This window comes from Nocardiopsis sp. MT53, from assembly GCF_019598965.1.
GTDB lineage: Bacteria > Actinomycetota > Actinomycetes > Streptosporangiales > Streptosporangiaceae > Nocardiopsis > Nocardiopsis changdeensis.
This window is the reverse complement of sequence record NZ_CP080599.1, coordinates 865,004-889,673: the sequence shown is the minus strand read 5'-3', so window position 1 is coordinate 889,673 and position 24,670 is coordinate 865,004. Positions and strand designations below refer to the sequence as shown.

Annotated in this window: 19 protein-coding genes and 1 riboswitch; of the genes, 13 read left to right on the top strand and 6 right to left on the bottom strand. The window is 72.5% G+C overall.

Features of this window, described 5'->3' with window-relative positions; translation table 11 throughout:
* Together K1J57_RS03735 and K1J57_RS03730 are read left to right on the top strand one after the other, a co-directional pair.
* Nucleotides 1-354: a RidA family protein gene (locus tag K1J57_RS03735; protein ID WP_220563084.1), complete on the top strand. Its 354-nt coding sequence runs from the start codon at nucleotides 1-3 to the stop codon at nucleotides 352-354.
* A complete protein-coding gene (locus K1J57_RS03730) occupies nucleotides 351-1,226 on the top strand; it encodes a tyrosine recombinase XerC (protein WP_220563083.1) in 876 nt (291 codons plus the stop codon). The genes K1J57_RS03735 and K1J57_RS03730 overlap by 4 nt, the downstream gene beginning before the upstream one ends.
* A gap of 32 nt (nucleotides 1,227-1,258) precedes the next feature.
* On the opposite strand, the gene K1J57_RS03725 is transcribed toward K1J57_RS03730, so the two are convergent.
* A complete protein-coding gene (locus tag K1J57_RS03725) occupies nucleotides 1,259-1,750 on the bottom strand; it encodes a M23 family metallopeptidase (RefSeq protein ID WP_255646827.1) in 492 nt (163 codons plus the stop codon).
* A gap of 280 nt (nucleotides 1,751-2,030) precedes the next feature.
* Between K1J57_RS03725 and rpsB the strand changes: the two genes are divergently transcribed.
* From rpsB to K1J57_RS03695, 6 genes are all read left to right on the top strand, one after another.
* Entirely contained in the window at nucleotides 2,031-2,954 is a 924-nt protein-coding gene (gene rpsB / locus K1J57_RS03720) for a 30S ribosomal protein S2 (protein WP_220563082.1), read from the top strand.
* A gap of 122 nt (nucleotides 2,955-3,076) precedes the next feature.
* On the top strand, nucleotides 3,077-3,913 hold the full coding sequence (gene tsf, locus K1J57_RS03715) for a translation elongation factor Ts (RefSeq protein ID WP_220563081.1): 837 nt from the start codon (nucleotides 3,077-3,079) through the stop codon (nucleotides 3,911-3,913).
* A gap of 184 nt (nucleotides 3,914-4,097) precedes the next feature.
* Entirely contained in the window at nucleotides 4,098-4,823 is a 726-nt protein-coding gene (pyrH, locus tag K1J57_RS03710) for a UMP kinase (protein ID WP_220565329.1), read from the top strand.
* Nucleotides 4,824-4,882: 59 nt separating this feature from the next.
* Nucleotides 4,883-5,440 (top strand): ribosome recycling factor, encoded by a 558-nt coding sequence (gene frr, locus K1J57_RS03705; RefSeq protein ID WP_220563080.1) that lies wholly within the window; start codon nucleotides 4,883-4,885, stop codon nucleotides 5,438-5,440.
* A 3-nt stretch (nucleotides 5,441-5,443) separates the two neighbouring features.
* Nucleotides 5,444-6,394 carry a phosphatidate cytidylyltransferase gene (locus K1J57_RS03700; RefSeq protein WP_220563079.1) on the top strand — a complete coding sequence of 317 codons (951 nt, stop codon included), beginning with the start codon at nucleotides 5,444-5,446 and terminating at the stop codon, nucleotides 6,392-6,394.
* Between the two features lie 121 nt (nucleotides 6,395-6,515).
* Nucleotides 6,516-7,673, top strand: a complete 1,158-nt coding sequence (locus K1J57_RS03695; RefSeq protein ID WP_255647109.1) for a pyridoxal phosphate-dependent aminotransferase — start codon at nucleotides 6,516-6,518, stop codon at nucleotides 7,671-7,673.
* Nucleotides 7,674-7,824: 151 nt separating this feature from the next.
* On the opposite strand, the gene K1J57_RS03690 is transcribed toward K1J57_RS03695, so the two are convergent.
* The 5 genes from K1J57_RS03690 to K1J57_RS03670 form a co-directional block, all read right to left on the bottom strand.
* A complete protein-coding gene (locus K1J57_RS03690; RefSeq protein WP_220563077.1) occupies nucleotides 7,825-9,234 on the bottom strand; it encodes an APC family permease in 1,410 nt (469 codons plus the stop codon).
* A gap of 250 nt (nucleotides 9,235-9,484) precedes the next feature.
* Nucleotides 9,485-11,650: a 1,4-alpha-glucan branching protein GlgB gene (gene glgB, locus K1J57_RS03685; RefSeq protein ID WP_220565328.1), complete on the bottom strand. Its 2,166-nt coding sequence runs from the start codon at nucleotides 11,648-11,650 to the stop codon at nucleotides 9,485-9,487.
* A 588-nt stretch (nucleotides 11,651-12,238) separates the two neighbouring features.
* Nucleotides 12,239-13,621 carry a phosphotransferase gene (locus K1J57_RS03680; RefSeq protein WP_220563076.1) on the bottom strand — a complete coding sequence of 461 codons (1,383 nt, stop codon included), beginning with the start codon at nucleotides 13,619-13,621 and terminating at the stop codon, nucleotides 12,239-12,241.
* Between the two features lie 2 nt (nucleotides 13,622-13,623).
* Nucleotides 13,624-15,549: a maltose alpha-D-glucosyltransferase gene (gene treS / locus K1J57_RS03675; protein WP_255646823.1), complete on the bottom strand. Its 1,926-nt coding sequence runs from the start codon at nucleotides 15,547-15,549 to the stop codon at nucleotides 13,624-13,626.
* Between the two features lie 110 nt (nucleotides 15,550-15,659).
* The gene (locus K1J57_RS03670; RefSeq protein ID WP_220563075.1) at nucleotides 15,660-17,627 is read right to left on the bottom strand and encodes an alpha-1,4-glucan--maltose-1-phosphate maltosyltransferase; all 1,968 of its coding nucleotides are present in this window, start codon (nucleotides 17,625-17,627) and stop codon (nucleotides 15,660-15,662) included.
* Nucleotides 17,628-18,377: 750 nt separating this feature from the next.
* Between K1J57_RS03670 and K1J57_RS03665 the strand changes: the two genes are divergently transcribed.
* The 5 genes from K1J57_RS03665 (at nucleotide 18,378) to K1J57_RS03645 (ending at nucleotide 24,658) form a co-directional block, all read left to right on the top strand.
* Entirely contained in the window at nucleotides 18,378-20,495 is a 2,118-nt protein-coding gene (locus K1J57_RS03665) for a transglycosylase domain-containing protein (protein WP_255646822.1), read from the top strand.
* Between the two features lie 157 nt (nucleotides 20,496-20,652).
* Nucleotides 20,653-20,758, top strand: a riboswitch (TPP riboswitch).
* Nucleotides 20,759-20,864: 106 nt separating this feature from the next.
* On the top strand, nucleotides 20,865-21,476 hold the full coding sequence (locus K1J57_RS03660) for an ECF transporter S component (RefSeq protein ID WP_220563073.1): 612 nt from the start codon (nucleotides 20,865-20,867) through the stop codon (nucleotides 21,474-21,476).
* Nucleotides 21,477-21,478: 2 nt separating this feature from the next.
* Nucleotides 21,479-23,032 (top strand): ABC transporter ATP-binding protein, encoded by a 1,554-nt coding sequence (locus tag K1J57_RS03655; protein ID WP_220563072.1) that lies wholly within the window; start codon nucleotides 21,479-21,481, stop codon nucleotides 23,030-23,032.
* Entirely contained in the window at nucleotides 23,019-23,807 is a 789-nt protein-coding gene (locus K1J57_RS03650; RefSeq protein WP_220563071.1) for an energy-coupling factor transporter transmembrane protein EcfT, read from the top strand. The genes K1J57_RS03655 and K1J57_RS03650 overlap by 14 nt, the downstream gene beginning before the upstream one ends.
* Before the next feature lie 62 nt (nucleotides 23,808-23,869).
* Nucleotides 23,870-24,658 carry an enoyl-CoA hydratase/isomerase family protein gene (locus tag K1J57_RS03645; protein ID WP_220563070.1) on the top strand — a complete coding sequence of 263 codons (789 nt, stop codon included), beginning with the start codon at nucleotides 23,870-23,872 and terminating at the stop codon, nucleotides 24,656-24,658.
* The last annotated feature ends 12 nt before the right edge of the window (nucleotides 24,659-24,670 follow it).

Genomic DNA, 24,670 nt, shown 5'->3' with positions numbered 1-24,670 from the left:
ATGGCCAAGCCCTACAGTGACGCCCTGACCGCCGACGGCCCGCTGCTGTTCATCTCGGGCCAGGTCCCGGTGGGTCCCGCCGGAGAGGTCGCCGGGGACATCGGCGGCCAGACCCGGCAGGTCCTGAGCAACATCGAGGCGATCCTCGCCCGCCACGGCGCGGACCTGAGCCATGTGGTGCGACTCACCTACTACCTGCGGCACATCAGCGACCTGGAGGAGTTCCGCTCCGCGCTCCTGTCCCGCCTGCCCGAGGGGCACCGGCCCACCTCGACCCTGGTGGAGGTGAGCGCCCTCATCGACCCCACCTACATGGTGGAGATCGACGGCATCGCCTGCCTGCCCCGCCGGTGAGCCCGCTCGACGGCTTCGCCGCCCACCTGGCGGGCGAGCTGGGCCGCTCCCCGCACACCGTGCGCGGCTACCTCGCGGACCTGCGGTCCCTGCTGGAGGACCTGGAAGAGCAGGGGCTGGAGGTCGGCGACCTCGACGTGCCCGCGGTGCGCGCCTGGCTGTCCCGCGCCCGCGACCGGGGGGCGGGCCGCTCCACCGTCGCCCGCCGGGTGGCCGCCGTCCGCGCCTTCACCCGCTACCTGCACCGCGAGGGCGTGCTCGCCGCCGACCCGGGGCCGCGCCTGTCCGCCCCGTCCCAGCGGCGCGCGCTGCCCGCCGTCCTGGACGAGGCCCAGGCCGAGGCCGCGCTGTCGCGCCCGGTGGACGACACCCCGGTGGGCACCCGCCGCCGCGCCGTGGTGGAGCTGCTCTACGCCACGGGCGTGCGCGTCGCCGAGCTGTGCTCCCTGGACGTGGACGACGTCGACCGCGCCCGCACCACCGTGCGCGTCGTCGGCAAGGGCGACAAGGAGCGCACCGTTCCGGTGGGCGCCCCGGCCCTGGACGCCCTGGACGACTGGCTCGCCGCCGGCCGTCCGGCCCTGGTCGGCCCGTCCAGCGGCCCGGCCCTGTTCCTGGGCGTGCGTGGCGGGCGCCTGGACGTGCGCCGCGCCCGCGAGGACGTCCACGCCCACCTGGGCGCCGCGGGCCTGGACGCCGCCCCGCACGACCTGCGCCACAGCGCCGCCACCCACCTCCTCAACGGCGGCGCCGACCTGCGCAGCGTCCAGGAGTTCCTCGGCCACGCCAGCCCCCGCAGCACGCAGATCTACACCCACGTCTCCGTCGACCGCCTCCGCGACGTCTACCGCCGCTCCCACCCCCGCGCCTGACCCCCGCCCGCGCTCACCGGCTCGGCCGTGGGTCAGGGGGTGCGGGGGAGGAGGCGGACGGGGACGGGGCCCAGCAGGGAGAGCGGGTCGAGGTAGTCCCGGCCCCGGAGCAGGCCCCAGTGGAGGCAGGTGCGCTGCGGGCAGTGCCGCGGCGCGGCGGCGACGGTGCCGATGACCTGCCCGGCGGCCACCGGGTCGCCGCGGGCCAGGCCGGTCTCCACCGGCAGGTAGGTGGTGCGCAGGCCGCCGTGGGAGACCGACACCACGGGCGTGCCCGCGACCGTCCCGGCGAAGTGGACGCGGCCGGGGCCGGCCGCGAGGACCTCCTGGCCGGGCTCGGCGGCCAGGTCGGCGCCGCGGTGGCCGGGCAGCCAGGGGCGCTCGGGCGGGTCGAAGGGCCGCAGCACCCGCGGCGCCGGGTCCAGCGGCCACCGCCAGTCGGCGCCGGCGGCCGCCGGGGGAGCGGGCAGGAGGCAGGCCAGCAGGAGGAGGACGGGAAGGAGGAGGGGCACGAGGTTCCGCATACATCCAGGTTCGCCGCCGCGGGCCCGGAGGGCGGGCTTTTCCGCCGACCTGTGGACGACGGCGGGGGCCGCCCCCCGCGCAGGTCCGGCCCGTTCCCCGCGGAGGATAGAATCATCTGTGGCCCACCGGGCCGAACACACTACGCACGTCCACCAGCCTCCCTCCGGAGGGGTCGTACCCACGGTCCACACCGCCTCGGCGGAGTGGCGGTACGGCCGGGGCGTCAGGAACAACCGAAGGCGGGGAGCCCTATCCCCGCCACCACTAGGAGGACCTGTCATGGCCACAGTCGTGACGACCCGCCAGCTCCTGGAGAGCGGCGTCCACTTCGGGCACCAGACCCGTCGCTGGAACCCGAAGATGAAGCGCTTCATCCTCACGGAGCGCAACGGCATCTACATCATCGACCTCCAGAAGTCGCTGGCGCACATCGACCGCGCCTACGAGTTCGTCAAGCAGACGGTCGCCCACGGCGGCACCGTCCTGTTCGTCGGCACCAAGAAGCAGGCGCAGGAGGCCATCGACGAGCAGGCCCGCCGCGTCGGCATGCCGTTCGTCAACCAGCGCTGGCTGGGCGGCATGCTCACCAACTTCTCCACCGTCCACAAGCGGCTGCAGCGCCTGAAGGAGCTGGAGGAGATCGACTTCGACGACGTCGCCGGCTCCTCGCTCACCAAGAAGGAGCTCCTCAACCTCCGCCGCGAGAAGGAGAAGCTCGAGCGCACCCTCGGCGGTATCCGCGACATGTCCCGCGTGCCCAGCGCCGTGTGGATCGTGGACACCAAGAAGGAGCACATCGCGATCAGCGAGGCCCGGAAGCTCAACATCCCGGTCGTCGCGATCCTCGACACCAACTGCGACCCGGACGAGGTCGACTACCCGATCCCGGGTAACGACGACGCCATCCGCAGTGTCAGCCTGCTGACCCGCGTGATCGCCGACGCCGTGGCCGACGGTCTGCTGACCCGCTCCGGCGCCGGTGAGCAGAAGGCCGCCGAGGAGCCCCTGGCCGAGTGGGAGCGCGAGATCCTCGAGGGCAAGGGCGAGACCGCCGACTCCGTCGGGGCCGGCCAGGACACCTCCGAGATCCCGGTCCAGACCCCCGAGCCCGCCGCCGAGGCCGTCGCCGAGTCCGAGGGCGCCACCGTCGACGAGGCTCCGGCCGAGGAGACCCCGGCCCAGGACACCCCGGCCGCCGAGTAGCAGTCGGTCCCCCGGGACCCACGACACCCCGGTGCCGCTCCGCCTTCGAGCGGGGCGGCACGCGGGGTGTACGGACCGCTCACCTTCCGTACAGACTTCACTTCCAAGGGAATCCAACAGTCATGGCGAACTTCACCGCCGCGGACGTCAAGAAGCTGCGCGACATGACCGGCGCGGGCATGATGGACTGCAAGAAGGCCCTGACCGAGGCCGACGGCGACTTCGACAAGGCCGTCGAGGCCCTGCGCATCAAGGGCGCCAAGTCCGTCGACAAGCGCGCGGGCCGCACCGCCGCCCAGGGCACGGTCGTCCTCCGCCAGCAGGGCGAGGGCAAGGCCACCCTCATCGAGCTCAACTGCGAGACCGACTTCGTCGCCAAGAACGCCCAGTTCATCGAGCTGGCCGACCAGGTCGCCGACTTCGTCGCCGCCCAGGACAGCGACGACCTCGCCACCGTCGCCGCCGCCGAGATCGAGCCCGGGAAGACCCTCCAGGGCTACATCGAGGAGAAGAGCGCGATCATCGGCGAGAAGCTGGAGTTCCGCCGCTTCGCCAAGTTCGACGGCGCCTACGTCTCCGCCTACCTGCACAAGTCCGACCCGGACCTGCCCCCGACCATGGGCGTCCTGGTCGAGCTGGACAAGGCGGACGAGGAGGTCGGCAAGGACCTCGCGCAGCAGATCGCTGCGATGGCCCCGCAGTACGTCTCCAAGGACGAGGTGCCCGCCGAGGTCGTCGAGAACGAGCGCCGCATCGCCGAGCAGACCACCCGCGAGGAGGGCAAGCCCGAGCAGGCGATCCCCAAGATCGTCGAGGGCCGCCTCAACGGCTTCTTCAAGGACGTGACGCTGCTCGGCCAGCCGTTCGTCAAGGAGAACAAGAAGTCGGTCCAGCAGGTCGTCGACGCCGCCGGCGTCACGGTCAAGCGCTTCGCCCGCTTCAAGGTCGGCCAGGCCTAGGTTTTGACATGATGGAGGTGCCGGGGAGAACGATCTCCCCGGCACCTTCGGTGGATATGGGCGGTTTCGGGGGGCATGAAGACCCGCACCGCCCGCAGCAGGAGCACTCGGGGGACCCTGTGCCGCTCGGGGACGACAAGGGAGGCCACAGGCCGTGAACGCAGCGACGAACACCGAACCCGCCATGCACGACGCAGGCTGGAAGCGCGTGATGCTCAAGCTCTCCGGCGAGGCCTTCGCCGGCGGGGGCGGCCTGGGCATCGACCCGGAGGTCGTCCAGTACGTCGCCGAGTCCATCGCCGAGGCCGTGTCCGAGGGCATCCAGGTCGCGGTCGTGGTGGGCGGCGGCAACATGTTCCGCGGAGCCCAGCTCACCGAGGGCGGCATCGAGCGCGGCCGCGCCGACTACATGGGCATGCTCGGCACCGTCATCAACTGCCTCGCCCTCCAGGACTTCCTGGAGCGCCTGGGCGTGGACACCCGCGTCCAGACCGCCATCCACATGAGCCAGGTCGCCGAGGCGTACATCCCCCGCCGCGCCGTGCGCCACCTGGAGAAGGGCCGTGTGGTCATCTTCGGCGCCGGCCTGGGCGCCCCGTTCTTCTCCACCGACACGACCGCGGCCCAGCGCGCCCTGGAGATCGGCGCCCAGGCCGTCCTCAAGGGCACCCAGGTCGACGGGGTCTACGACTCCGACCCCCGGAGCAACCCGGACGCGGTCAAGTTCGACAAGCTCAACTACAACGAGGTCCTCACCCGCGGCCTCAAGGTCATGGACGCCACCGCCGTCAGCCTGTGCATGGACAATGGGCTGCCCATCGTCGTCTTCGACCTGATGAGCCAGGGCAACATCCTGCGCGCCGTCCGCGGTGAGAAGATCGGCACCATCGTCGGGCCGACCCCCGCCTGAGGCGGCCGCGGCGACACCCTCAAGCCACGCACACCACAGCCGAGAACCGGGAGCGCCCCATGATCGAAGAGACCCTCCTCGAAGCCGAGGAGAAGATGGAGAAGGCCGTCATCGTCGCCAAGGAGGACTTCGCGGCGATCCGCACCGGGCGTCCCACGCCGGCGACGTTCAACAAGATCACCGTGGACTACTACGGCGCGCCGACGCCGATCAACCAGCTCGCGTCCTTCTCGGTCCCCGAGCCGCGCATGGTGGTCATCTCACCGTTCGACGTCAACTCCCGGACCTCGATCATCAACGCCATCCGCAACAGCGACCTCGGCGTCAACCCGTCCGACGACGGCCAGGTCATCCGGGTCGTCTTCCCGGACCTGTCCGAGGAGCGCCGCAAGGAGTACGTGAAGGTCGCGCGCACCAAGGGCGAGGACGCCAAGATCTCGATCCGCAACGTCCGCCGCCGCGCCAAGGACGCCTTCGAGAAGGCCGTCAAGGCGGGCGAGGTCGGCGAGGACGAGGCCCACCGTGCGCAGGCGGAGCTGGACGAGCTGTCCCACAAGTACGTCGCCTCCGTCGACGAGCTCCTCAAGCACAAGGAATCGGAACTCCTTGAGGTCTAGCCGGTGACGACTCCTTCCAGCGGCTCCGGAGGCGATGACCACTCGCCGGAGCACAGACCCGACGACGATCAGCAGGTCGGCCCCGGCGACGCCGGGGCCGACAGGGCCGCCGGTCAGCGCTTCGTGCTGCACAAGCCGGGAGGTGAGCCGGTCAAGACGGGCCGCAACCTCCCGGTGGCCATCGCCAGCGGCTGCCTCCTGGGCGCACTGGTCTTCTTCTCGATCTTCCCCTGGCCCGCGCTGTTCACGATCATCACCTCCGCGGGGGTGCTGATCGGCATGCGCGAGCTCAACCGGGCGTTCGCCAGCAAGGGGATGGACGTCGCGGTGGTCCCCCTGGCCGCCGGCGGCGTCGCCATGCAGGTGGCCGCCTACTTCGGCGGCCCCGAGTGGCTGCTGGGCGCCACCGCCCTGACCGCGATCGCCGCCCTGGTGTGGCGGTTGCGGGGCGGGGCGGACGGGTTCGTCGCCGACACGTCGGCGAGCATGTTCACCCTGGTCTACCTCCCCTTCCTGCTGGGGACGTGGCTGCTGCTGATCGCCCACCCCGAGGACGGCCAGCAGCGCCTGGTGACGTTCATCGTGGTGACGATCTCCAGCGACATCGGCGGTTACTTCGCCGGGATCCTGCTGGGCCGGCACAAGATGGCGCCGGTGATCAGCCCGAACAAGACCTGGGAGGGCTTCGGCGGCTCCGTGCTCGGCTGCGCCCTGGCCGGGGCCCTGTGCGTGGTGCTGATGCTCGACGGCCCCTGGTGGGTCGGCGTGGTCCTGGGGCTGGCCGTCGTCCTGGCCGCGACGGTCGGCGACCTCATCGAGTCGCTGTTCAAACGCGACCTGGGGATCAAGGACATGGGCCGGTTCATGCCGGGCCACGGCGGCCTGATGGACCGGCTGGACTCCCTGCTCATCGCGGGGCCGGTGGTGTGGATCGTGCTCAGCCTGCTCCTGTGAGGGACCGAGGCGCACGCGTGGGGCGGGACCCGAGGGGTCCCGCCCCACGCGTGCGCCCGGATGGGCGCGGCCGCGGTCCGGGGGATACGCTCGGGACGTGGACAATCCGCTGATCGAACGAATGCGCGTGTACGGCGAGACGATCTTCGCCGAGATGACGCGACTGGCCACGGAGACCGGGTCGGTCAACCTGGGCCAGGGATTCCCCGACACCGACGGGCCCCGCCCCCTGCTGGAGGCCGCCTCCCGCAACATCCTGGAGGGCGTCAACCAGTACCCGCCGGGCCCGGGGCGGCCGGAGCTGCGTCGGGCGGTCAGCCGCTACCGGTCGCGCCACTACGGGATCGACCTGGACCCGGACACCGAGGTGTACATCACGGTGGGGGCGACGGCGGGCATCGCCGCGGCCCTGCTGGCCCTGGTCGAGCAGGGCGACGAGGTCATTGTGTTCGAGCCGATGTACGACTCCTACGCCGCGATGGTCACGCTGGCCGGCGGCGTCCGCCGCCCGGTCACCCTGCGCCCGGACCCGGCGACCGGCCGGTTCGTCTTCGACCCGGACGAGCTGCGCGCCGCGGTGGGTCCCCGGACGCGGATGGTGCTGGTCAACAGCCCGCACAACCCGACGGGGACGGTGTTCACCGCGCAGGAGCTGGAGGAGATCGCGGCGGTGTGCCGTGAGCACGACCTCATCGCGTTCACCGACGAGGTGTACGAGTTCCTGACCTTCGACGGCAGACCGCACGTGCCGCTGGCGACGCTGCCGGGGATGCGCGAGCGCACCGTGTCGGTGTCCTCTGTGGGCAAGATGTTCGCGGTCACCGGATGGAAGACCGGCTGGGTCATGGGCCCCGAGCCGCTGGTGACGGCGGTGCGCACGGTCAACCAGTTCCTGACGTTCAGCGCCAACGGGGCGCTCCAGCTCGCGATCGCCGACGCCATCGACAACGAGGGCGAGTGGGTCGCCGCCCAGCGCGCCGCGCTCCAGGGCAAGCGGGACCGGCTGGCGGCGGGGCTGGCGGAGACCGGGTTCGAGGTGGGCGTGTCCGAGGGCACCTACTTCGTGATGGCCGACATCCGCCCGCTGGGGTACACGAGCGGGGTGGACATCGCCCGCGCCCTGCCCCGGGAGGCCGGGGTGGCGGCGGTCCCCGCGCAGGTGTTCTACGACCGCGAGAAGGAGGGCGAGCACCTGCTGCGCTTCGCCTTCTGCAAGCGCGACGAGGTCCTGGACGAGGCGGTCGCCCGCCTCACCGCCTGGCACCACCGCGCGTCCTGAAGGCGGGGCCCGCCGCGCGGCGCGCCGCCGAACGCGGCCCCGGCGGGGGCCCACCGCCTCCTCCTCGCGCCCGGGCGTCCGCCGCCGGGCCTTCCGGCGGGGACCGCACCGCCCGGGCGGGCCGGTGGCCCCGCGGGGCCGCCGGCCCCGTTCAGCGGCGGGCGTCCATGAGGGCGATGAGGCGCCGCTCGGCGTCCGGCCCCGGGGGGACGCGGGGGAGCCGCCACAGCAGCAGCGCCCCGGCGGCCCACCAGGCCAGCACCATCGGCCACTCCTGGGGCCAGCCCAGGGCGGCGGGCATGCCCGGCAGGTACAGCGAGAACAGGCCGAGCGACAGCACCAGGGCGGTCCACCCCACCACCGGGCCGGCCGGGGTGCGGAACGGCCGTTCCATGGCGGGTTCGCGGCGGCGCAGCACCAGGAAGCTCACCACCACCGCCAGGTACGCGAGCACGATGTTGATCCCGCCCGCGTTGGTCAGCCACACCAGCATGGGGCGGCCGAAGAACGGCGCCGCGGCCGACAGCGCGCCGATGAACAGGACGGCGTTGGCCGGGGTGCGGTACCGCGGGTGCAGGCGGCCGAACCACGCCGGGAGCATCCGCGACGCCGCCATCGCGTAGACCAGGCGGCTGCCGCCGATGAGGAAGGCGTTCCAGCTGGTCAGCAGACCGGCGATGCCGCCCAGGACCAGCACGTCGCCCATCACCGGGCTGTTCCACAGGGCGGCCACCGCGTCCGCCGAGGCCAGCTCCGAGGCCGCCAGGTCCGCCGCGGGCAGGCCCGCCCCCGCGGTGAGCATGACCATCACGTACCAGGCGGTCGCGCACAGGACCGAGACCACCAGCAGCGCCCCCACCAGCCGGTGGGGGATCCTGACCTCGGACGCCGACTGCGGGATCACGTCGAACCCGACGAACAGGAACGGCACCGCCACCAGGACCACGAAGACCCCTGGCACGCCGCCGGTGAACAGGGGCTCCATGTTCGCCGCCGAGCCGCCCGCGAACGAGCCGGTGAGCATGACGGCGCCGACGCACACCAGGAACAGCACGGCGACGGTCTGGAACACGGCGGCGGGCTTGATCCCGACGTAGTTGACGAAGGTCATCACCGCCGCGGCCACCACGCCGGCCGCGACCAGGCTCGCGTACACGTCGTACCCGGCGACGGTCCACAGGTGCCCGGCCGCCATGTCGGGGAAGAGGTAGACGAGCGTCTGGGGGACGGCGACCGCCTCGAACGCGACCACCGACACGTAGCCGAGCACCATCGCCCAGGAGGCGACGAACGCCCCGTGGGGGCCGACGGCCCGCATGGCGTAGTGGTGCTCACCCCCGGCGTGCGGCATCGCCGAGACGAGTTCGGCGTAGGTGAGGCCGACGAAGGCCATGATCACCCCGCCGATGACGAAGGCGGCGGCGGCACCGCCGGGGCCGGCCGCGCCGATGAAGTCGCCGACCAGCACGATCCAGCCGAAGCCGATCATGGCGCCGAAGCCGAGGGCGAGGACGTCGCCCCGCCCGAGGACTTTCGCGAAACTCTGGGAGGTGTCGGACATAGGGGGTGTCCCATCGTTCGTGACTGTGATGGGGGACACCCCAGCACGCGGACCCGCGGAGGTAAAGGGCCGTTCCGGACGAATTCCGGACGGGTTTCATCCCCCGTGGCGCCCCCGATCCTCACGGAGGGCCATGAAGTTCGTGTGACCTGCGGTGTCATCGGCGTGACACCGGATGACGCCGCGATGACGTTTCCACGGGAACGGCCCCGGTCCGACCGGACCGGGGCCGCTCCCGCGCTCGTCGGGCTCAGGGCCGGTGCTCGAACCAGACCGCGCCCAGCGGCGGCAGGGTCACCGGCGCCGAGTACGGCTGGCCGTGCCACTCCTGGACCTGGGCCTCCACGTGTGCGGGGGCCGGGTACTCCGAGCCCCCGAACCGGGCCTCGTCGGTGTTGAGCACCGCGTCCCAGCGGCCCTCCCAGGGCAGGCCGATCCGCCAGTCGGGGCGCGGCACCGGCGAGAAGTTCACCGCGCACACCAGGGCCGAGCCGTCCTCGCCCCGCCGCAGGTACGACAGCGTGTTGCCGTCGCGGTCGCCGCCGTCCAGCCACTGGAACCCGGCCGGGTCGGTGTCCAGCGACCACAGCGCCGGACGCGGCCGGTACAGGTCGTTGAGCGCCTTGACCAGCCGCTGCGCCCCCGCGTGGTGGTCGTACTGCAGCAGCCACCAGGGCACCCCGTCCAGGTGCGACCACTCGTCGCCCTGGGCGATCTCCCCGCCCATGAACAGCAGCTGCTTGCCCGGGTGCGACCACATGAACGCCAGCAGCGCCCGCAGGTTCGCCGCCCGCTGCCACTCGTCGCCCGGCGGCCTGTTGAACAGCGACCCCTTGCCGTGCACCACCTCGTCGTGCGACAGCGGAAGCACGTAGTTCTCGCTGTAGGCGTACACCATCGCGAAGGTGACCTCGTCGTGGTGGTACTTGCGGTGGACCGGCTCCTTGGAGAGGTACTGGAGGGTGTCGTGCATCCACCCCATGTTCCACTTGAGCCCGAACCCGAGCCCCCCGTGGTCCACCGGCAGGGTCACCCCCGGGTAGGCGGTGGACTCCTCGGCGATCATCACCGCGTGCGGGTTGCGCCGGTAGACGACCGTGTTGAGCTCCTTGAGGAAGTCGATCGCCTCCAGGTTCTCCCGGCCGCCGAAGGCGTTGGGCTCCCACCCGCCGTCCTCGCGCGAGTAGTCCAGGTACAGCATGGACGCCACCGCGTCCACCCGCAGCCCGTCGATGTGGAACTCCTCCAGCCAGTACAGGGCGTTGGCCACGAGGAAGTTGCGCACCTCGGTGCGCCCGTAGTTGAAGATGAGCGTCCCCCAGTCGGGGTGCTCGCCCCGGCGCGGGTCGGGGTGCTCGTACAGCGCGGTGCCGTCGAACCGGGCCAGCGCCCACTCGTCCCTGGGGAAGTGCGCGGGCACCCAGTCCAGCAGGACGCCGATCCCGGCCCGGTGCAGCGAGTCCACCAGGTGCCGGAACTCGTCGGGCGTGCCGAACCGGGGCGTGGGCGCGTAGTACGACGTGACCTGGTAGCCCCAGGATCCGTCATAGGGGTGCCCGGCCACCGGCAGGAGCTCCACATGGGTGAAGCCCATCTCGGTGACGTACCCGACGAGCTGGTCGGCCAGCTCGGTGTACGACAGGCCGGGCCGCCACGACCCCAGGTGCACCTCGTACACGCTCATCGGCGCCCGGTGCGGCTCAACGCCCTTGCGCTCGGCCATCCACTCCTGGTCGGTCCACACGTGGCCCGACGTCGTCACCACCGACGCGGTCTGCGGCGGCATCTGGGTGGCCCGCGCCATCGGGTCGGCCTTGTCCCGCCAGTGCCCGTCGGCGCCCAGCACCTGGAACTTGTACAGCGCCCCGTCGCCCACGCCGGGCACGAACAGCTCCCACACGCCGGTGCCGCCCAGGCTGCGCATGGGGTGGCCGACGCCGTTCCACAGGTTGAAGTCGCCGATCAGGCGCACCCCGCGGGCGTTGGGCGCCCACACGGTGAAGGAGGTGCCGGACACCTCGCCCGCGTCGGTCTCCAGGGTGCGGGTGTGCGCCCCCAGCGCCCGCCACAGCTCCTCGTGCCTGCCCTCGCCGATGAGGTGCAGGTCCAGGTCGCCCAGGACGGGAGTGAACCGGTAGGGGTCGGCGGCCGTGTGCTCGGCGCCGTCCTCGTAGCGGGCGGTGACCCGGTAGTCGGCGGGGTCGCCGAGCCTCGTGCCGGACACCTTGGCGGTGAACACGCCCCGGTGCAGGTGCTCGGCCCGCACCCGCTCGCCGTCGCGCAGCTCCAGGTGGACCTCGGTGGCGTGGGGCCGCAGCACCCGTACCACGGTGGACCGCCCCTGGGGGTGTACGCCCAGGACGGAGTGCGGGTCGTGGTGGTGGCCGTCGACCAGGCGGTCGACGGCGGCGAGCAGCTCCTGCTCGGGCCCGGAGGCCGCGCGGGCCGGGGCGGTGCGCGCGGGCGCCCTCCCCGCCGGGGCGGCCTTGGCGCGGCCCTTGGTGGCGGGCGCCGTCCTCTTCGCGGAGGCGGCCCTGGTCGCGGGCTCCTTCGCGGCGGTGGCCCGGCCCGCGGGCTTCTTCGCCGCGGCCTTCTTGCCCGCGGCCGTCCCGGCGGCGGCCGCCTTGCCAGCCGTCGCCTTGCCCGCGGCCGTTCGCGCGGCGGCGGGCTTCTTCGCCGCCGCCGACCCGGCGGCGGTCCTGCCCGCGGCGGCCTTGGCTGCGGTGCTCTTGGCGGCGGCCGTCTTGCCCGCCGCGGTCTTGCCCGCGGTGGTTTTCGCGGTGGCGGCCTCGGCCGCCGCCGGCTTGCCCGCGGTCTTCTTCTTCGCGCCGGCGGCCTTGCTCCCGGTCTTCTTCGCGGTCTCCTCATCGGTGGTCGCGCGCTGACGCTGTTCGCTGCGTGGCGAGGACAATGCTGCTCCGTGGTGCTCGTGGACAGGAACGGTGGACAGGAAACGGGGAGGGGCGGGGGAGCGGAGACGGCCCGCCCGGGGGCGGGCCGCCGTTCAGCGGGGCACCGGCGGGGCCGCCGCGGCGGCGATGGACTCCAGCGGTACCCGCAGCCAGTGCGGCCGGTTGCGGGCCTCGTACAGCACCTCGTACACGGCCTTGTCGAACTCGAAGGCCCGCAGCACGACCAGGTGCTTCTCCGGGTCGGCGCCGCCGCCGTCGGCGTAGCCGCGGCAGAACGCCTCGCGGTTGGCCCGCGCCCAGGACCGCGCCGACCACTCCAGCCCCTCGTCGCCGGGGTGGTCGACCAGCAGGTACCCGGCGGCGTAGTCGAAGGAGCGCAGCATCCCGGCCACGTCCCGCAGCGGGCTGGCGAGCTGCCGGCGCTCGGCGACGGAGACGGTGGGCTCGCCCTCGAAGTCGAGCAGCACCCACCCCCCGGACCCGGTGCGGATGACCTGGCCCAGGTGGTAGTCGCCGTGGATGCGCTGGATCGGCAGCGGCTCGTCCACCTGGGCGAACTCGGCGTAGGCCTCCATCACCAGGGGTGCGTGCTCGGCCAGTTCCGGCACCTCGGCGCTGGCCATGGCCAGCCGCTCCACCATGGCGTCGGCCAGCTCCGCCACGGCCGTCACCGACAGCACGTCCGTGGGCAGGGTGCGGGCCAGGGCGCGGTGCACCTCCGCCGTGGTGCGCCCGAGCAGGGCGGCGTCCCCGGTGAACGAGGTCCGCGCCGCGCGGTCGGCGCCCCGGGTCAGCGCCTCGGCGTCGGCGGTGGCCAGCACCCAGCCGTCCGAGGCCCCGGGGATGTAGTCCTGGAGCATCGCCAGGGTGGTGGGCTCGGCGTACCCGGGCAGGTCCGCCTCGATCCACCCGCACGGCCGGGCCACGTACGGCGAGCCGTACAGCGCCCGGTTGAGCTCCAGGTCCGGGTTGGGCCCGGGCCACACCCGCCGGAACGTCTTGAGGACGTAGTCCTCGCCGAACACCAGCGACGTGTTGGACTGCTCCCCGGTGAGCACCCGCCCCGAGGAACCGGTGCGGATGCGCTCGCCGGGCAGGGTGCGGAACCGGACGTGCCCGGCGGCCGAGGGGGCCGCGAAGCGTTCCAGCAGCATGGCGGTCAGCTGGGCGTCGTTGGCCGCGTCGTAGACGACCCGCGACCTCCCGCCCGGGGCCTGGTGGACGCCGATGGCGGCGCCCGCCAGCTCCGCGGGCAGGGAGCGCGACGACCGGGAGCCGAGCAGCACCTGGTAGCGGGAGCTGCGGCCGCGCTGCCCGGCGCGGACGACGAGCAGGTTGAGGTCGGGGCCCTCGGGGCCGGCGGACACCAGGGTGTGCCGGCTTTCGACCCGGATGTTGCGGATGGGGATCCCCTTGCCGGAGAACCAGCGCTGACGGGGCATCCAGACGGCCAGGAGCTCTTCGAGTTGGGACATGATCAGTCGGGCCTGTTCCCCTTCTCGTCGGAGGACGGCGTGGTGACCGTGGTGCGGTGGCCGCCGCGGGTGCGGGGGGAGCGCCCGCCCAGCGCGGCCCGGGCACTGACCCCGGCCGCGGGCAGGCCGTAGGTCGGTGCGGTGTCCTCCTCGCCGACGACGGGGCCGGGGCCGGTGTCCGCGGCGGGGGGCAGCTGGAACCAGTAGAAGCCGTGTCCGGGCAGGGTGAGCAGGTACGGCAGCTCGCCGATCCGCGGGAAGCGCGTCCCGCCCACGCACTCCACCGGGTTCACCCCGAGGTAGCCGGACAGGTCCAGCTCCACCGGCTGCGGGTGCTTGGACAGGTTGTTGACGCACAGCATGCGGTCGTCGCCGTGCTCGCGGATGAACGCGAACACGCTGGGGTTGCTGGCGTCGAGCTCGGTGAACGCCCCGGTGCCGAACACGGGGTGCCGCTTGCGGATCTGGATCATCTGCCGCGTCCAGTTGAGCAGCGAGCCGGGGTTGGCGCGCTGGGACTCGACGTTGACCGCCTGGTAGCCGTACACCGGGTCGAGGATGAGCGGCAGGTACAGGCGCCCGGGGTCCCCGGTGGAGAACCCGGCGTTGCGGTCGGAGCTCCACTGCATGGGGGTGCGCACGGCGTCGCGGTCGCCCAGCCAGATGTTGTCGCCCATGCCGATCTCGTCGCCGTAGTACAGCACCGGGGAGCCGGGCAGGGACAGCAGCAGGGCGGTGAACAGCTCGATCTGGTTGCGGTCGTTGTCCAACAGGGGGGCGAGCCGCCGCCGGATCCCCACGTTGGCGCGCATGCGGGGTTCCTTGGCGTACTCGGCGTACATGTAGTCGCGCTCCTCGTCGGTGACCATCTCCAGGGTCAGCTCGTCGTGGTTGCGCAGGAAGATCGCCCACTGGCAGTTGGCCGGGATCTCCGGGGTCTGGGCGAGGATCTCCGAGATCGGGTACCTCTGCTCCCGCCGCACCGCCATGAACATGCGCGGCATCAGCGGGAAGTGGAAGTTCATGTGGCACTCGTCGCCGCCGGCGGCGTGGTCGCCGAAGTAGTCCACGACCTCGGAGGGCCACTGGTTGGCCTCGCTCAGCAGGACCCGGCCGGGGTAGAGCCGGTCCACCTCCGCGCGCACGCGCTTGAGGAACTCGTGCGTCTCCTTGAGGTTCTCGCAGTTGGTGCCCTCGCGCTCGTACAGGTAGGGCACGGCGTCCAGCCGGAAGCCGTCGATGCCCAGGTCCAGCCAGTAGCGCAGGACCTCCAGGATGGCCTCCTGGACGGCCGGGTTCTCGAAGTTGAGGTCGGGCTGGTGGGAGAAGAAGCGGTGCCAGTAGTACTGGCCGCGGACCTCGTCGTAGGTCCAGTTGGACGTCTCGGTGTCGACGAAGATGATCCGGGCGTCCTCGTAGCGGTCCTTGGTGTCGGACCACACGTAGAAGTCGCCGTAGGGGCCCTCGGGGTCCTCCCGGGAGGCCTTGAACCAGGGGTGCTGGTCGCTGGTGTGGTTCATGACCAGGTCGGTGATGACGCGGATGCCGCGCCGGTGCGCCTCGTCGAGCAGCTCCACGAAGTCGGCGGTGGTGCCGAACTCGGGGAGGATCTTGAAGTAGTCCGAGATGTCGTAGCCGCCGTCGCGCAGGGGGGACTCGTACATCGGCAGCAGCCAGATGCAGTCGATGCCGAGCCACTGGAGGTAGTCCAGTTTCCGCACCAGGCCGGCGAGGTCGCCGGTGCCGTCGCCGTTGGAGTCGTGGAAACCCCGGGCGAGTACTTCGTAGAAGACGGCGTGCTTGTACCAGTAGGGGTCACCGGTACCGCCGGAGGACATGAGCGGGCCGGTGGCGGCCCCGGTGGCCGGCGCGAGCGGACCGTGCGCGGGGTGTTCGGGGCGGCCCGGTCCGGACTCGTCGTTGCTCATCTACTGCTCCCCACCAATGAATGTTCGACATCGGATCAACGGCTGCTCGGGCATGGGAGGGGTGCCGGCGGACACCGTCCGCCGCGCCCCTCCGGATGCTCCGCGGGCCGCTATCTGCCGTTGACGGTGAACACGTGCGCGGTACCCCGCTCGGGGTCGAGCCGGACGTAGTTCGCCGCCCCCCACGTGTAGGCGGCGCCGGTCAACTCGTCGGTCACCTTGAGTTCCTCCTCCCACGCGCGGCCGATGGACGGCAGATCCAGGTGCACCGTCGCCTCGCGGACGTGGTGCGGGTCGAGGTTGACGACGGCGACGACCAGGTCGTCGGGGTCGCCGGGGCGCTCGCCGGGGCGGCGCTTGGAGAAGCAGATGATCTCCGGCCGGTCCACCGGGTGGAACCGCAGATTGCGCAGCTCGCGCAGGGCGGGGTGGGCGCGGCGCAGCCGGTTGAGCCGGGTGATGAGGCCGGAGATGCTCCGCCCCTCGGCCTCGGCCCCGGCCCAGTCGCGCGGCCGGTACTGGTACTTCTCCGAGTCCAGGTACTCCTCGCTGCCGGGCCGCACGGGGGTGTTCTCGCACAGCTCGTAGCCGGAGTAGACGCCCCAGGTGGGTGAGAGCAGCGAGGCCAGGACCGCGCGGATCTCGAAGGCGGGGCGGCCGCCCTCCTGGAGGTAGGCGTTGAGGATGTCCGGGGTGTTGGCGAAGAAGTTGGGCCGCAGGTAGTGGGCGGTCTCCCGGCTCAGCTCGGTGAGGTAGTCGGTGAGCTCGTCCTTGCCGTTGCGCCAGGTGAAGTAGGTGTACGACTGGTGGAACCCGACCTTGGCCAGGGTCCGCATCATGGCGGGGCGGGTGAACGCCTCGGCCAGGAACAGGACGTCCGGGTGCTTCTTCGCCACGTCGGCCAGCAGCTTCTCCCAGAACGCCACCGGCTTGGTGTGCGGGTTGTCGACCCGGAAGATGCGCACCCCGTGGTCGATCCAGTGCTGGACGACGCGGCGGATCTCCCGGTACAGCCCCGGGAAGTCGTTGTCGAAGTTCAGGGGGTAGATGTCCTGGTACTTCTTGGGCGGGTTCTCGGCGTAGGCGATGGACCCATCGGCCCGGGTGGTGAACCACTCGGGGTGCTCGGCGACCCACGGGTGGTCGGGGGAGCACTGCAGGGCCAGGTCCAGGGCGATCTCCAGGCCGTGTCCGCGCGCCTCGGCGACGAAGGCGTCGAAGTCGGCGAGGGTGCCCAGGTCGGGGTGGACGGCGTCGTGCCCGCCGTCGGCCGAGCCGATGGCCCACACCGACCCGGGCTCGCCCGGACCGGCGGTCAGGGCGTTGTTGGCGCCCTTGCGGTGGGCGTGCCCCACGGGGTGGATCGGCGGCAGGTACACCACGTCGAAGCCCATGTCGGCGATGGCCGGCAGCCGCTTGGCCGCGGTGGCGAAGGTGCCGGAGACCTCCTGGCCGGGGGCGGTGTCCACCTGGGCGCCCTCGGACCGGGGGAAGAACTCGTACCAGGAGCCGAAGAGGGCGCGCTCGCGGTGCACGACCACGCTGGTGCGCTGCGAGCGGGTGACGAGCTCGCGCAGCGAGTGGTCGTGCATGAGGGCGAGCACCTCGGGGGTGACCGCGGCGTAGCGTTCGGCCGGGGTCAGCGAGGTGTCGCGCAGGGTGGCGGCGGCCCGGGCGAGCAGGGGCCTGCGGGGAACGCGGCGGGCGGCCCGGGACAGCAGCCGGGCCCCCTCCTCCAGCACCAGGTCGGTGTCCTGGTCCAGGGGGAGCTTGACCTCGGCGGCGTGGTGCCAGGTGGCGAAGGGGTCGCTCCAGGCCTCGATGGCGAAGGACCACTTCCCCTCGGCGGGGAGGGAGATCTCCGCCTCGTGGCGGTCGGTCCCGGGGGCGCGCTCGCTCATGCGCACGAGGCGTTCCCGGCGGCCCTTGGGCGAATAGACGACCACACCCGCGGAGAGGGAGTCGTGCCCTTCGCGGATGACCGTCGCGCCGACGGTGAAGCGTTCACCGGGAACCGCTTTCACCGGGCCGAGATCGTTGTCCGGAGAGATGTCGAGGATGGGCAGGCGTCCGATCACTGGCTACACCGTAATTGTCGTGGTTCGGGCGTTTCGGGGAGGCGCTTCGGGCGACGTCGGGCAGAAATAACCCAGAGTTAATCCGAGGCAAGACGGAGTTAATGAAGGGCCCGGATCGGATTCTGTCCGGATTGCGGCTTCGGTGCCCTCCGCTCTCTATCGTGTGCCCTCTCGTGTGGTTTGGCGGAGTGCCAGGGCCGGATAATTTATGTGATCCTCGTCACACTGGCCGTAGGGGCTTTCTGCTGGTATTTGACTGGTTTCACCTGCGTAAACTACGCAAATCGGTCAGAAAGAGACACGTGTTTCGGGGGCCTCTCTGGTTGTTCTGCCATTCTCTGTGGTGAAAAGTCGGAAAACTCATCGGTCATGTTGCAGGGGTGTGGCGGATGGGTAGGGATGACCAAATGCCCGGAGGAGGGGTCCGACCTTATTGCGGACATGCCCGTGTGTCGGAATGATCCACGGAAGTCGGCTAGTCCAGGATCCGGTGCATCGGTGCGGCGGGCCGTGCCGTGCGGCTTCGTTTCGTCTCGATGTCGAGAAATTGAAATGCCCGTTTCGTTGAGTAGTGCACCTGGCGTGAGCGATGTCCGATCTGTTGGCTTTGCCATGGATTGATGAAGAGTTTCAGTGACACGCCCGATCCCGCGCCGTCCGTGGCGGCCCGTCCCTGCGAGGGTGGTCGACGCAGCAGTGCCCCGCCCGTGCCGAGCGCGGGCGGGGGCCACACGGCGTTGGGGGGACGACGTGACGGAGCCGAACCGGAAGGGCCGGCCGGAGGAGAGACGCAGGACGATCCTGGGGCTGGCGGGCACGGGCGCGCTGGCGGGGCTGCTGACCGCGGCGCTGATCCTGCCCTGGGCGGGCGGCCTGGGGCTGGCCGCCCGCGACGCCGCGGCCGGGTTCATGGCGCTGCCCGCCGACCTGGAGATCCACCGCCTGACCGAGCGGGTCCTCATCACCGACGTCGACCACGAGCCCATCGCCGAGGTGGCCCGGCGCGAACGCGAGGTCGTCGGCCTGGCGGACATCAGCCCCTGGGTCCCGGCCGCGCTGATGGCGATCGAGGACGAGCGGTTCTACGAACACGCCGGGCTCGACCTGCGCGGCCTGCTGCGCGCCGCCACGCGCACCGCGCAGGGCGACACCCAGGGCGGCTCGACCATCACCCAGCAGTACGTCAAGAACCTGCTCATCGAGCAGGCCACCGACGAGGAGGGGGTGCGGCGCGCCAGCGAGCGGACCCTGGTCCGCAAGCTCGTCGAGCTGCGCTACGCCATCGACGTCGAGGACCGCCTGAGCAAGGACGAGATCATGGAGGGCTACCTCAACCTCGCCTACTTCGGCTCCGGCGCCCACGGCATCGAGATCGCGGCCCGCCGCTACTTCTCGACCACCGCGGACCGGCTGGACCCCGGCCAGGCGGCGACCCTCGTGGGCCTGGTGCGCGCCCCCTCCTACTACGACCCGCTGGCCAACCCCGAGGCCGCCGCCGAACGGCGCGACCTGGTGCTCGACCGCATGGTCGCCACCGGCCACCTGTCCGAGGGGGAGGCCGACCGGTACCGCGGGGCCGACCTGCGGCTGGACCCCACGCCGCGCGGCGGCAGCTGCTACCACAGCGATCAGCCGTTCTTCTGCGACTACGTGATGCGCTGGCTCCAGGACTCCGAGGAGCTGGCCGAGGACCCCGCGGAGCGCGAGTTCCTGCTCGGGCGCGGCGGCATCACCGTGCGCACCACCCTGGACTCGGGGATGCAGGCGGCCGCGCAGGAGGCCATCGACTCCCGGGTGCCCCCGGGGGACACCACCAAGTTCGCCGCGCAGGTACTGGTGGAGCCCGGGACCGGCAAGGTCCGGGCGATGGCCCAGAACATGCGGTACGGGTTCGACGAGGAGGAGGTCGGGACGACCTCCATCAACCTGGCCGTCGACCATGAGGACGGCGGCTCGCACGGGTACCAGGCGGGGTCCACGTTCAAGGCGTTCACCCTGGCCGCGGCGCTCGACAAGGGGCTGAAGTACGGGACCAGCTTCGACTCGCCCAAGAGCGTCTCCGTGAGCGGGATGGCCAACTGCGAGGGCGGGACGATGTCCACGTGGAAGGTGAACAACGCGGGCGAGAGCGACGCGGGCTCGCACAACATGATCAGCGGGACCAAGGGGTCGGTGAACACCTACTTCGCCCAGCTCCAGCGGCGGGTGGGGCTGTGCGAGACCGCCGAGATGGCCGAGCGGACCGGCATCCACCGCGCCGACGGCGAGCCGCTGGGCGTGTGGAGCTCCTTCACCCTGGGCGACCAGGAGGTCTCCCCGCTCACCGTCGCCAACGCCTACGCCACCTTCGCCGCGCGGGGCGAGTACTGCGAGCCGCGCCCGGTGTCCTCCGTGACCGTCGGCCGCGAGGGCGACGAGGACTTCCGCGAGATCCGGATGCGCTCGCACTGCGAGGAGGGGGCGGTGCCGACCCACGTGGCCGACGGCGTCAACCACCTGCTCCAGCAGACCTTCAAGGGCGGCACCGCGAACGGCCTGGGCATCGGCCGCCCGGCCGCGGGCAAGACCGGCACCACCGACAGCGCGGCCTACGCCTGGTTCGCCGGGTACACGCCCAACCTGGCCTCGGCCGTGGTGGTCGGCGACATCCGGGGCGGTGAGCAGAACCCGCTCCAGGGGGTGTGGATCGGCGGCCGGTACTACGGGATCGTCTACGGCGGCACGCTGCCGGGGCCGATCTGGCAGGCCACGATGAACCGCGCCGCGGCCGACCTGCCCGCGGAGTCCTTCGCCCCGTCGCCGCCCCGCTTCGGCGACCCGTCGGCGGCCCCGCCCAAGAAGAAGGAGGAGGGCGACGAGGACGCCTGACCGCAAGGCGCGGAGGGGCCCGGGAGGGCCCTCCGGAGCAGTCCCCGGGGAGGGGACGGGGGCCGGTCCCGGTTCGGGGCCGGCCCCCGCGGCGTCCCGGGAGGTGAGACGGGACGGCGCAGGACTGGCCTTCTCCGGCATATGGCGCATAATGGTGGCGAACCGACAGGGGAGCGCGTGAGCGCTGAGAGTGCGGAGAGTCCGCAGACCCTTACACACCTGATCCGGGTAATGCCGGCGAAGGAAGTCGTGGGAACCGCCACCGGTGGCGCGTCTCGCGCGCCGGAGGTCCGCTTCCGGCGCCGCAGTGCCCCGGTGCCGCTCTTGGCCGTATCCGCCCCTCGTCACACCGACGAAGGGACACATCGAATGGGCACCGACACCACCCCCGGTGGCACCTGGGCCGACATCAGGTCGCGGGCACGCGGCTGGCGCACCGTCGACATCGTCGTCGCCGCCGTGCTGGGCGTCGCCGTCGGCGTCGTGTTCTGGCTCTGGAACATCGTCTGGTCCATCACCACCCCGCTGTTCGCGGCGTTCCCGCCCGGGCAGGCGGCCGTCTACGGCATGTGGCTGATCTCCGGCGTCCTGGGCGGGCTCATCATCCGCAGGCCCGGCGCCGCCCTGCTGACCTCGATCGCCGCCGCCTCGGTGTCGGCGGTCCTGGGAACCCAGTGGGGGGTCATGGTCCTCCTCGACGGCACCCTCCAGGGCATCCTGCCCGAGCTGGTCTTCCTGGCCTTCGGCTACCGCCGCTGGGGCATGGGCGTCGCCGTCCTGGCCGCCGCCGTCGCCGGGATCTCCCCGGCGATCCGCGACAACATCGCCTACAACGTCACCTGGCCGCTGCACTACCAGGTGATCTACGGGGTCATCGTGGTGATCAGCGCCGCGGTCATCGCCGGGGTCGGCGCGCGCCTGCTCACCACCGCCCTGGCCCGCTCCGGCGCGCTGGCCCCCTTCGCCTCGGCCAAGGGCTGACCGTGGCCGACCGAGGACGCCCGGGCGCCCGCGTCGAGCTCTCCGGCTGGGGATGGCGGCACGCGGGCCGCGACGCGTACACCCTGCGGGGCGTCGACCTGGCCGTCGGGCCCGGTGAACGGGTGCTGCTGCTCGGCGCCTCCGGCACCGGCAAGTCCACCCTGCTGCACGCCCTGGCCGGGCTCACCGGCGACGACGGCGCCATCGGCGGAGAGGAGGAGGGCCTGCTCCTGGTGGACGGGGAGCGGGCCCGCCGCGGCCGGGCCGAGGTCGGGCTGGTCGCCCAGGACCCCGAGTCGCAGATCGTCATGGCCCGGGCCGGGGACGACGTCGCCTTCGGCCCGGAGAACCTGGGCGTGCCGCCGGAGGAGATCCGCGAGCGGGTGGGCGAGGCGCTGGAGGCCGTCGGTTTCCCCTACGGTCCGCGCCACCCCACCGGTGCGCTGTCGGGCGGCGAGAAGCAGCGCCTGGTCATCGCCGGGGCGATGGCGATGCGCCCGCGCCTGCTGCTGCTCGACGAGCCCACCGCCAACCTCGACCCGGACGGGGCCGCCCTCGTGCGCGGGGTGCTCGCCCGCCTGCTGGAGCGGACCTCCGCGACGATGGTGCTGGTGGAGCACCGGGTCGCCGAGGTCGTGGACCTGGTGGACCGGGTGGTCGTGCTGGAGGCCGGGGGCGGCGTGGCCGCCGACGGCCCGCCGCGCGAGGTGTTCGCCGCCCACGGCGCCGCGCTGGCCGCGCAGGGCGTGTGGGTGCCCGGGCACGAGCCCGACCCCTCCCTGGCAGCCGCCCCCGGCGGCCCGGTGCTGCTGCGGGCCGCCGGGGTGGACGCCCGCACCCCGCCCGGGCTGGGCGTGCGCGTCCCGCCCCGGCGCACGGTCCTGGAGGACGTGGACGTCGCGGTGCGGGCCGGGACCGCCACCGCGCTGACCGGGCCCAACGGCGCCGGCAAGTCCACGCTGCTCACCCTGCTGGCCGGGCTGTCCCGGCCCCACCGCGGCGCCGTCCTCCCGCACGGCCCGCTGGCCGACGCCGACCGGCGGCCGCTGGCGCGCTGGCCGGCACGCAGGCTGGCCCGGCACGTGGGCACCGTGTTCCAGCACGCCGAGGACCAGTTCGTCACCGGCACCGTCCGGGACGAGCTGAGGTTCGCCCCGCTGCGCGCCGGGAGGGGCGAGGCGGAGACCGAGGCGTGGGTCGGCGAGCTGCTGGAGCGCCTGCGGCTGACCGCGCTGGCCGACGTGCACCCGTACACGCTGTCCGGGGGAGAGAAACGGCGGCTTTCGGTCGCCACCGCGCTGAGTTCCGGCCCTTCGCACGCCCCCGACGTGCTGGTCCTGGACGAGCCCACCTTCGGCCAGGACACCCGGACCTGGACCGAGCTGGTGGAACTGCTCGGCGGACTGCGGGCCGAGGGCCGCGCCGTCGTCATGGCCACCCACGACGAGCTGCTGCTGCGCCGCCTGGCCGACGTGCGGATCCGGGTCGCCGGCGGCCGGGCCGAGGAGACGGGCCGCGCCGACGCGGCGGAGGGGGGCACCCGTGGCCGACCGTGAGACCGCCGCGCCGGTCGCGGACGCGCTGACCTTCGACGCGCCCGGGGACGGCGGCGCCCGCACCTGGCTGACCCGGTTCAACCCCGCGGCCAAGCTGCTGGCCGCGCTGGTCCTGGGCCTGGGCCTGGTCCCGGCGGTGGACGCCGTCACCGGCGGCGTGGTGCTGCTGGGCGTGCTGGCCCTGGTGCCGTTCAGCGGCCTGGACCGGCGCACCCTGCTGGTCCTGGGCGGGCCGTTCGTCCTCATGGGCCTGTCCAGCGGCCTGGTCAACTACCTGTACGGCGAGGAGGGCCTGGAGGGGGCGGTGGGGGCGGCGGTGCGCCTGCTGGCCATCGCCCTGCCCGGGCTGCTCGCCGCCGCCGGGAGCGACCCCACCGACATGGCCGACGGCCTGGTGCAGAGGCTGAGGGTGCCCGAGCGCCCGGCCATGGGCGTGCTGGCCGCGCTGCGGCTGGTCCCGCTGCTGGCCGACCAGTGGCGCACCATCACCCTGGCCCGGCGGGCCCGCGGGCTGGAGGCGGGCCGCAACCCGGCGCGGATGGTCGCGCTGTTCTTCGGGCGGATGTTCGCGTTGCTGGTGCGGGCCATCCGCACCGGGACGCTCATGGCCACCGCCATGGACGCCCGCGCGTTCGGCACCGGACGGCGCAGCCACGCCCGGCACAGCCGCTGGCGCACCGCCGACACGCTGCTGCCGGTCGGGGCGTTGCTGCTGCTGGCGGCGGCCTACACGCTGTCCGCCCGGCTGGGCACCCTGGTACTGCTGTTCTCGTGACCCGGGTGATAGGAATCCCTGGGACCCAGACACTGACGTCGACAAGCGAAGAGGTGGAGCACGTGGCCGAGTTCGTGCGCGTGGAGACCGACCCCGAGCACCCGGCGGTCGCCGTGATCCGGCTGGACCGCCCCAAGGTGAACGCGCTCAACGCGGTACTGACCGCCGAGATCGCCGAGGCCGCCGCGCAGGTCGCCGCCGACCCGGCGGCCCGCGCGGTCGTGGTCTACGGCGGCGAGCGGTTCTTCGTGGCGGGGGCCGACATCAAGGAGATGGCCGAGCGCACCCACGCGCAGATGCTGGAGTACGCCCGCGACCTCCAGAAGGCGCTGACCGCCGTGGCGCGCATCCCCAAGCCCGTGGTCGCGGCCGTCACCGGCTACGCCCTGGGCGGCGGCCTGGAGCTGGCGCTGGCCGCCGACTTCCGGGTGGTGGGGAGCAAGGCCAAGCTGGGCGTCCCCGAGATCCAGCTCGGCGTGATCCCCGGCGCAGGCGGCACCCAGCGGCTGCCCCGGCTCATCGGCCCGGCCCGCGCCAAGGAGATGATCTTCAGCGGCCGCCACGTGGACGCCGCCGAGGCGAAGGAGATCGGCCTGGCGGACGCCGTCGTCGCCGACGAGGACGTCTACGCCGAGGCGGTGGCCTTCGTCGCCCGCTTCGCCGAGGGCCCCGCGGTGGCGCTGGCCGCCGCCAAGGAGGCCGTGGACCGCGGCATGGAGACCGACCTGGACACCGGGCTGGAGATCGAGCGCCTGCACTTCGCCGGGCTGTTCGCCACCGAGGACCAGAAGACCGGCATGCGCAGCTTCATCGAGCAGGGGCCCGGCAAGGCGGTCTTCAACGGCCGCTGACCCGCCGGGGCG

Bases quoted from the DNA above. Each gene is read 5' to 3' on its own strand.
- K1J57_RS03735 (WP_220563084.1), top strand. From the start codon at position 1: ATGGCCAAGCCCTACAGTGACGCCCTGACCGCCGACGGCCCGCTGCTG.
- K1J57_RS03725 (WP_255646827.1), bottom strand. From the start codon at position 1,750: ATGCGGAACCTCGTGCCCCTCCTCCTTCCCGTCCTCCTCCTGCTGGCC.
- rpsB (WP_220563082.1), top strand. From the start codon at position 2,031: ATGGCCACAGTCGTGACGACCCGCCAGCTCCTGGAGAGCGGCGTCCAC.
- tsf (WP_220563081.1), top strand. From the start codon at position 3,077: ATGGCGAACTTCACCGCCGCGGACGTCAAGAAGCTGCGCGACATGACC.
- pyrH (WP_220565329.1), top strand. From the start codon at position 4,098: ATGCACGACGCAGGCTGGAAGCGCGTGATGCTCAAGCTCTCCGGCGAG.
- frr (WP_220563080.1), top strand. From the start codon at position 4,883: ATGATCGAAGAGACCCTCCTCGAAGCCGAGGAGAAGATGGAGAAGGCC.
- K1J57_RS03695 (WP_255647109.1), top strand. From the start codon at position 6,516: ATGCGCGTGTACGGCGAGACGATCTTCGCCGAGATGACGCGACTGGCC.
- K1J57_RS03690 (WP_220563077.1), bottom strand. From the start codon at position 9,234: ATGTCCGACACCTCCCAGAGTTTCGCGAAAGTCCTCGGGCGGGGCGAC.
- K1J57_RS03680 (WP_220563076.1), bottom strand. From the start codon at position 13,621: ATGTCCCAACTCGAAGAGCTCCTGGCCGTCTGGATGCCCCGTCAGCGC.
- treS (WP_255646823.1), bottom strand. From the start codon at position 15,549: ATGAGCAACGACGAGTCCGGACCGGGCCGCCCCGAACACCCCGCGCAC.
- K1J57_RS03660 (WP_220563073.1), top strand. From the start codon at position 20,865: ATGGGCACCGACACCACCCCCGGTGGCACCTGGGCCGACATCAGGTCG.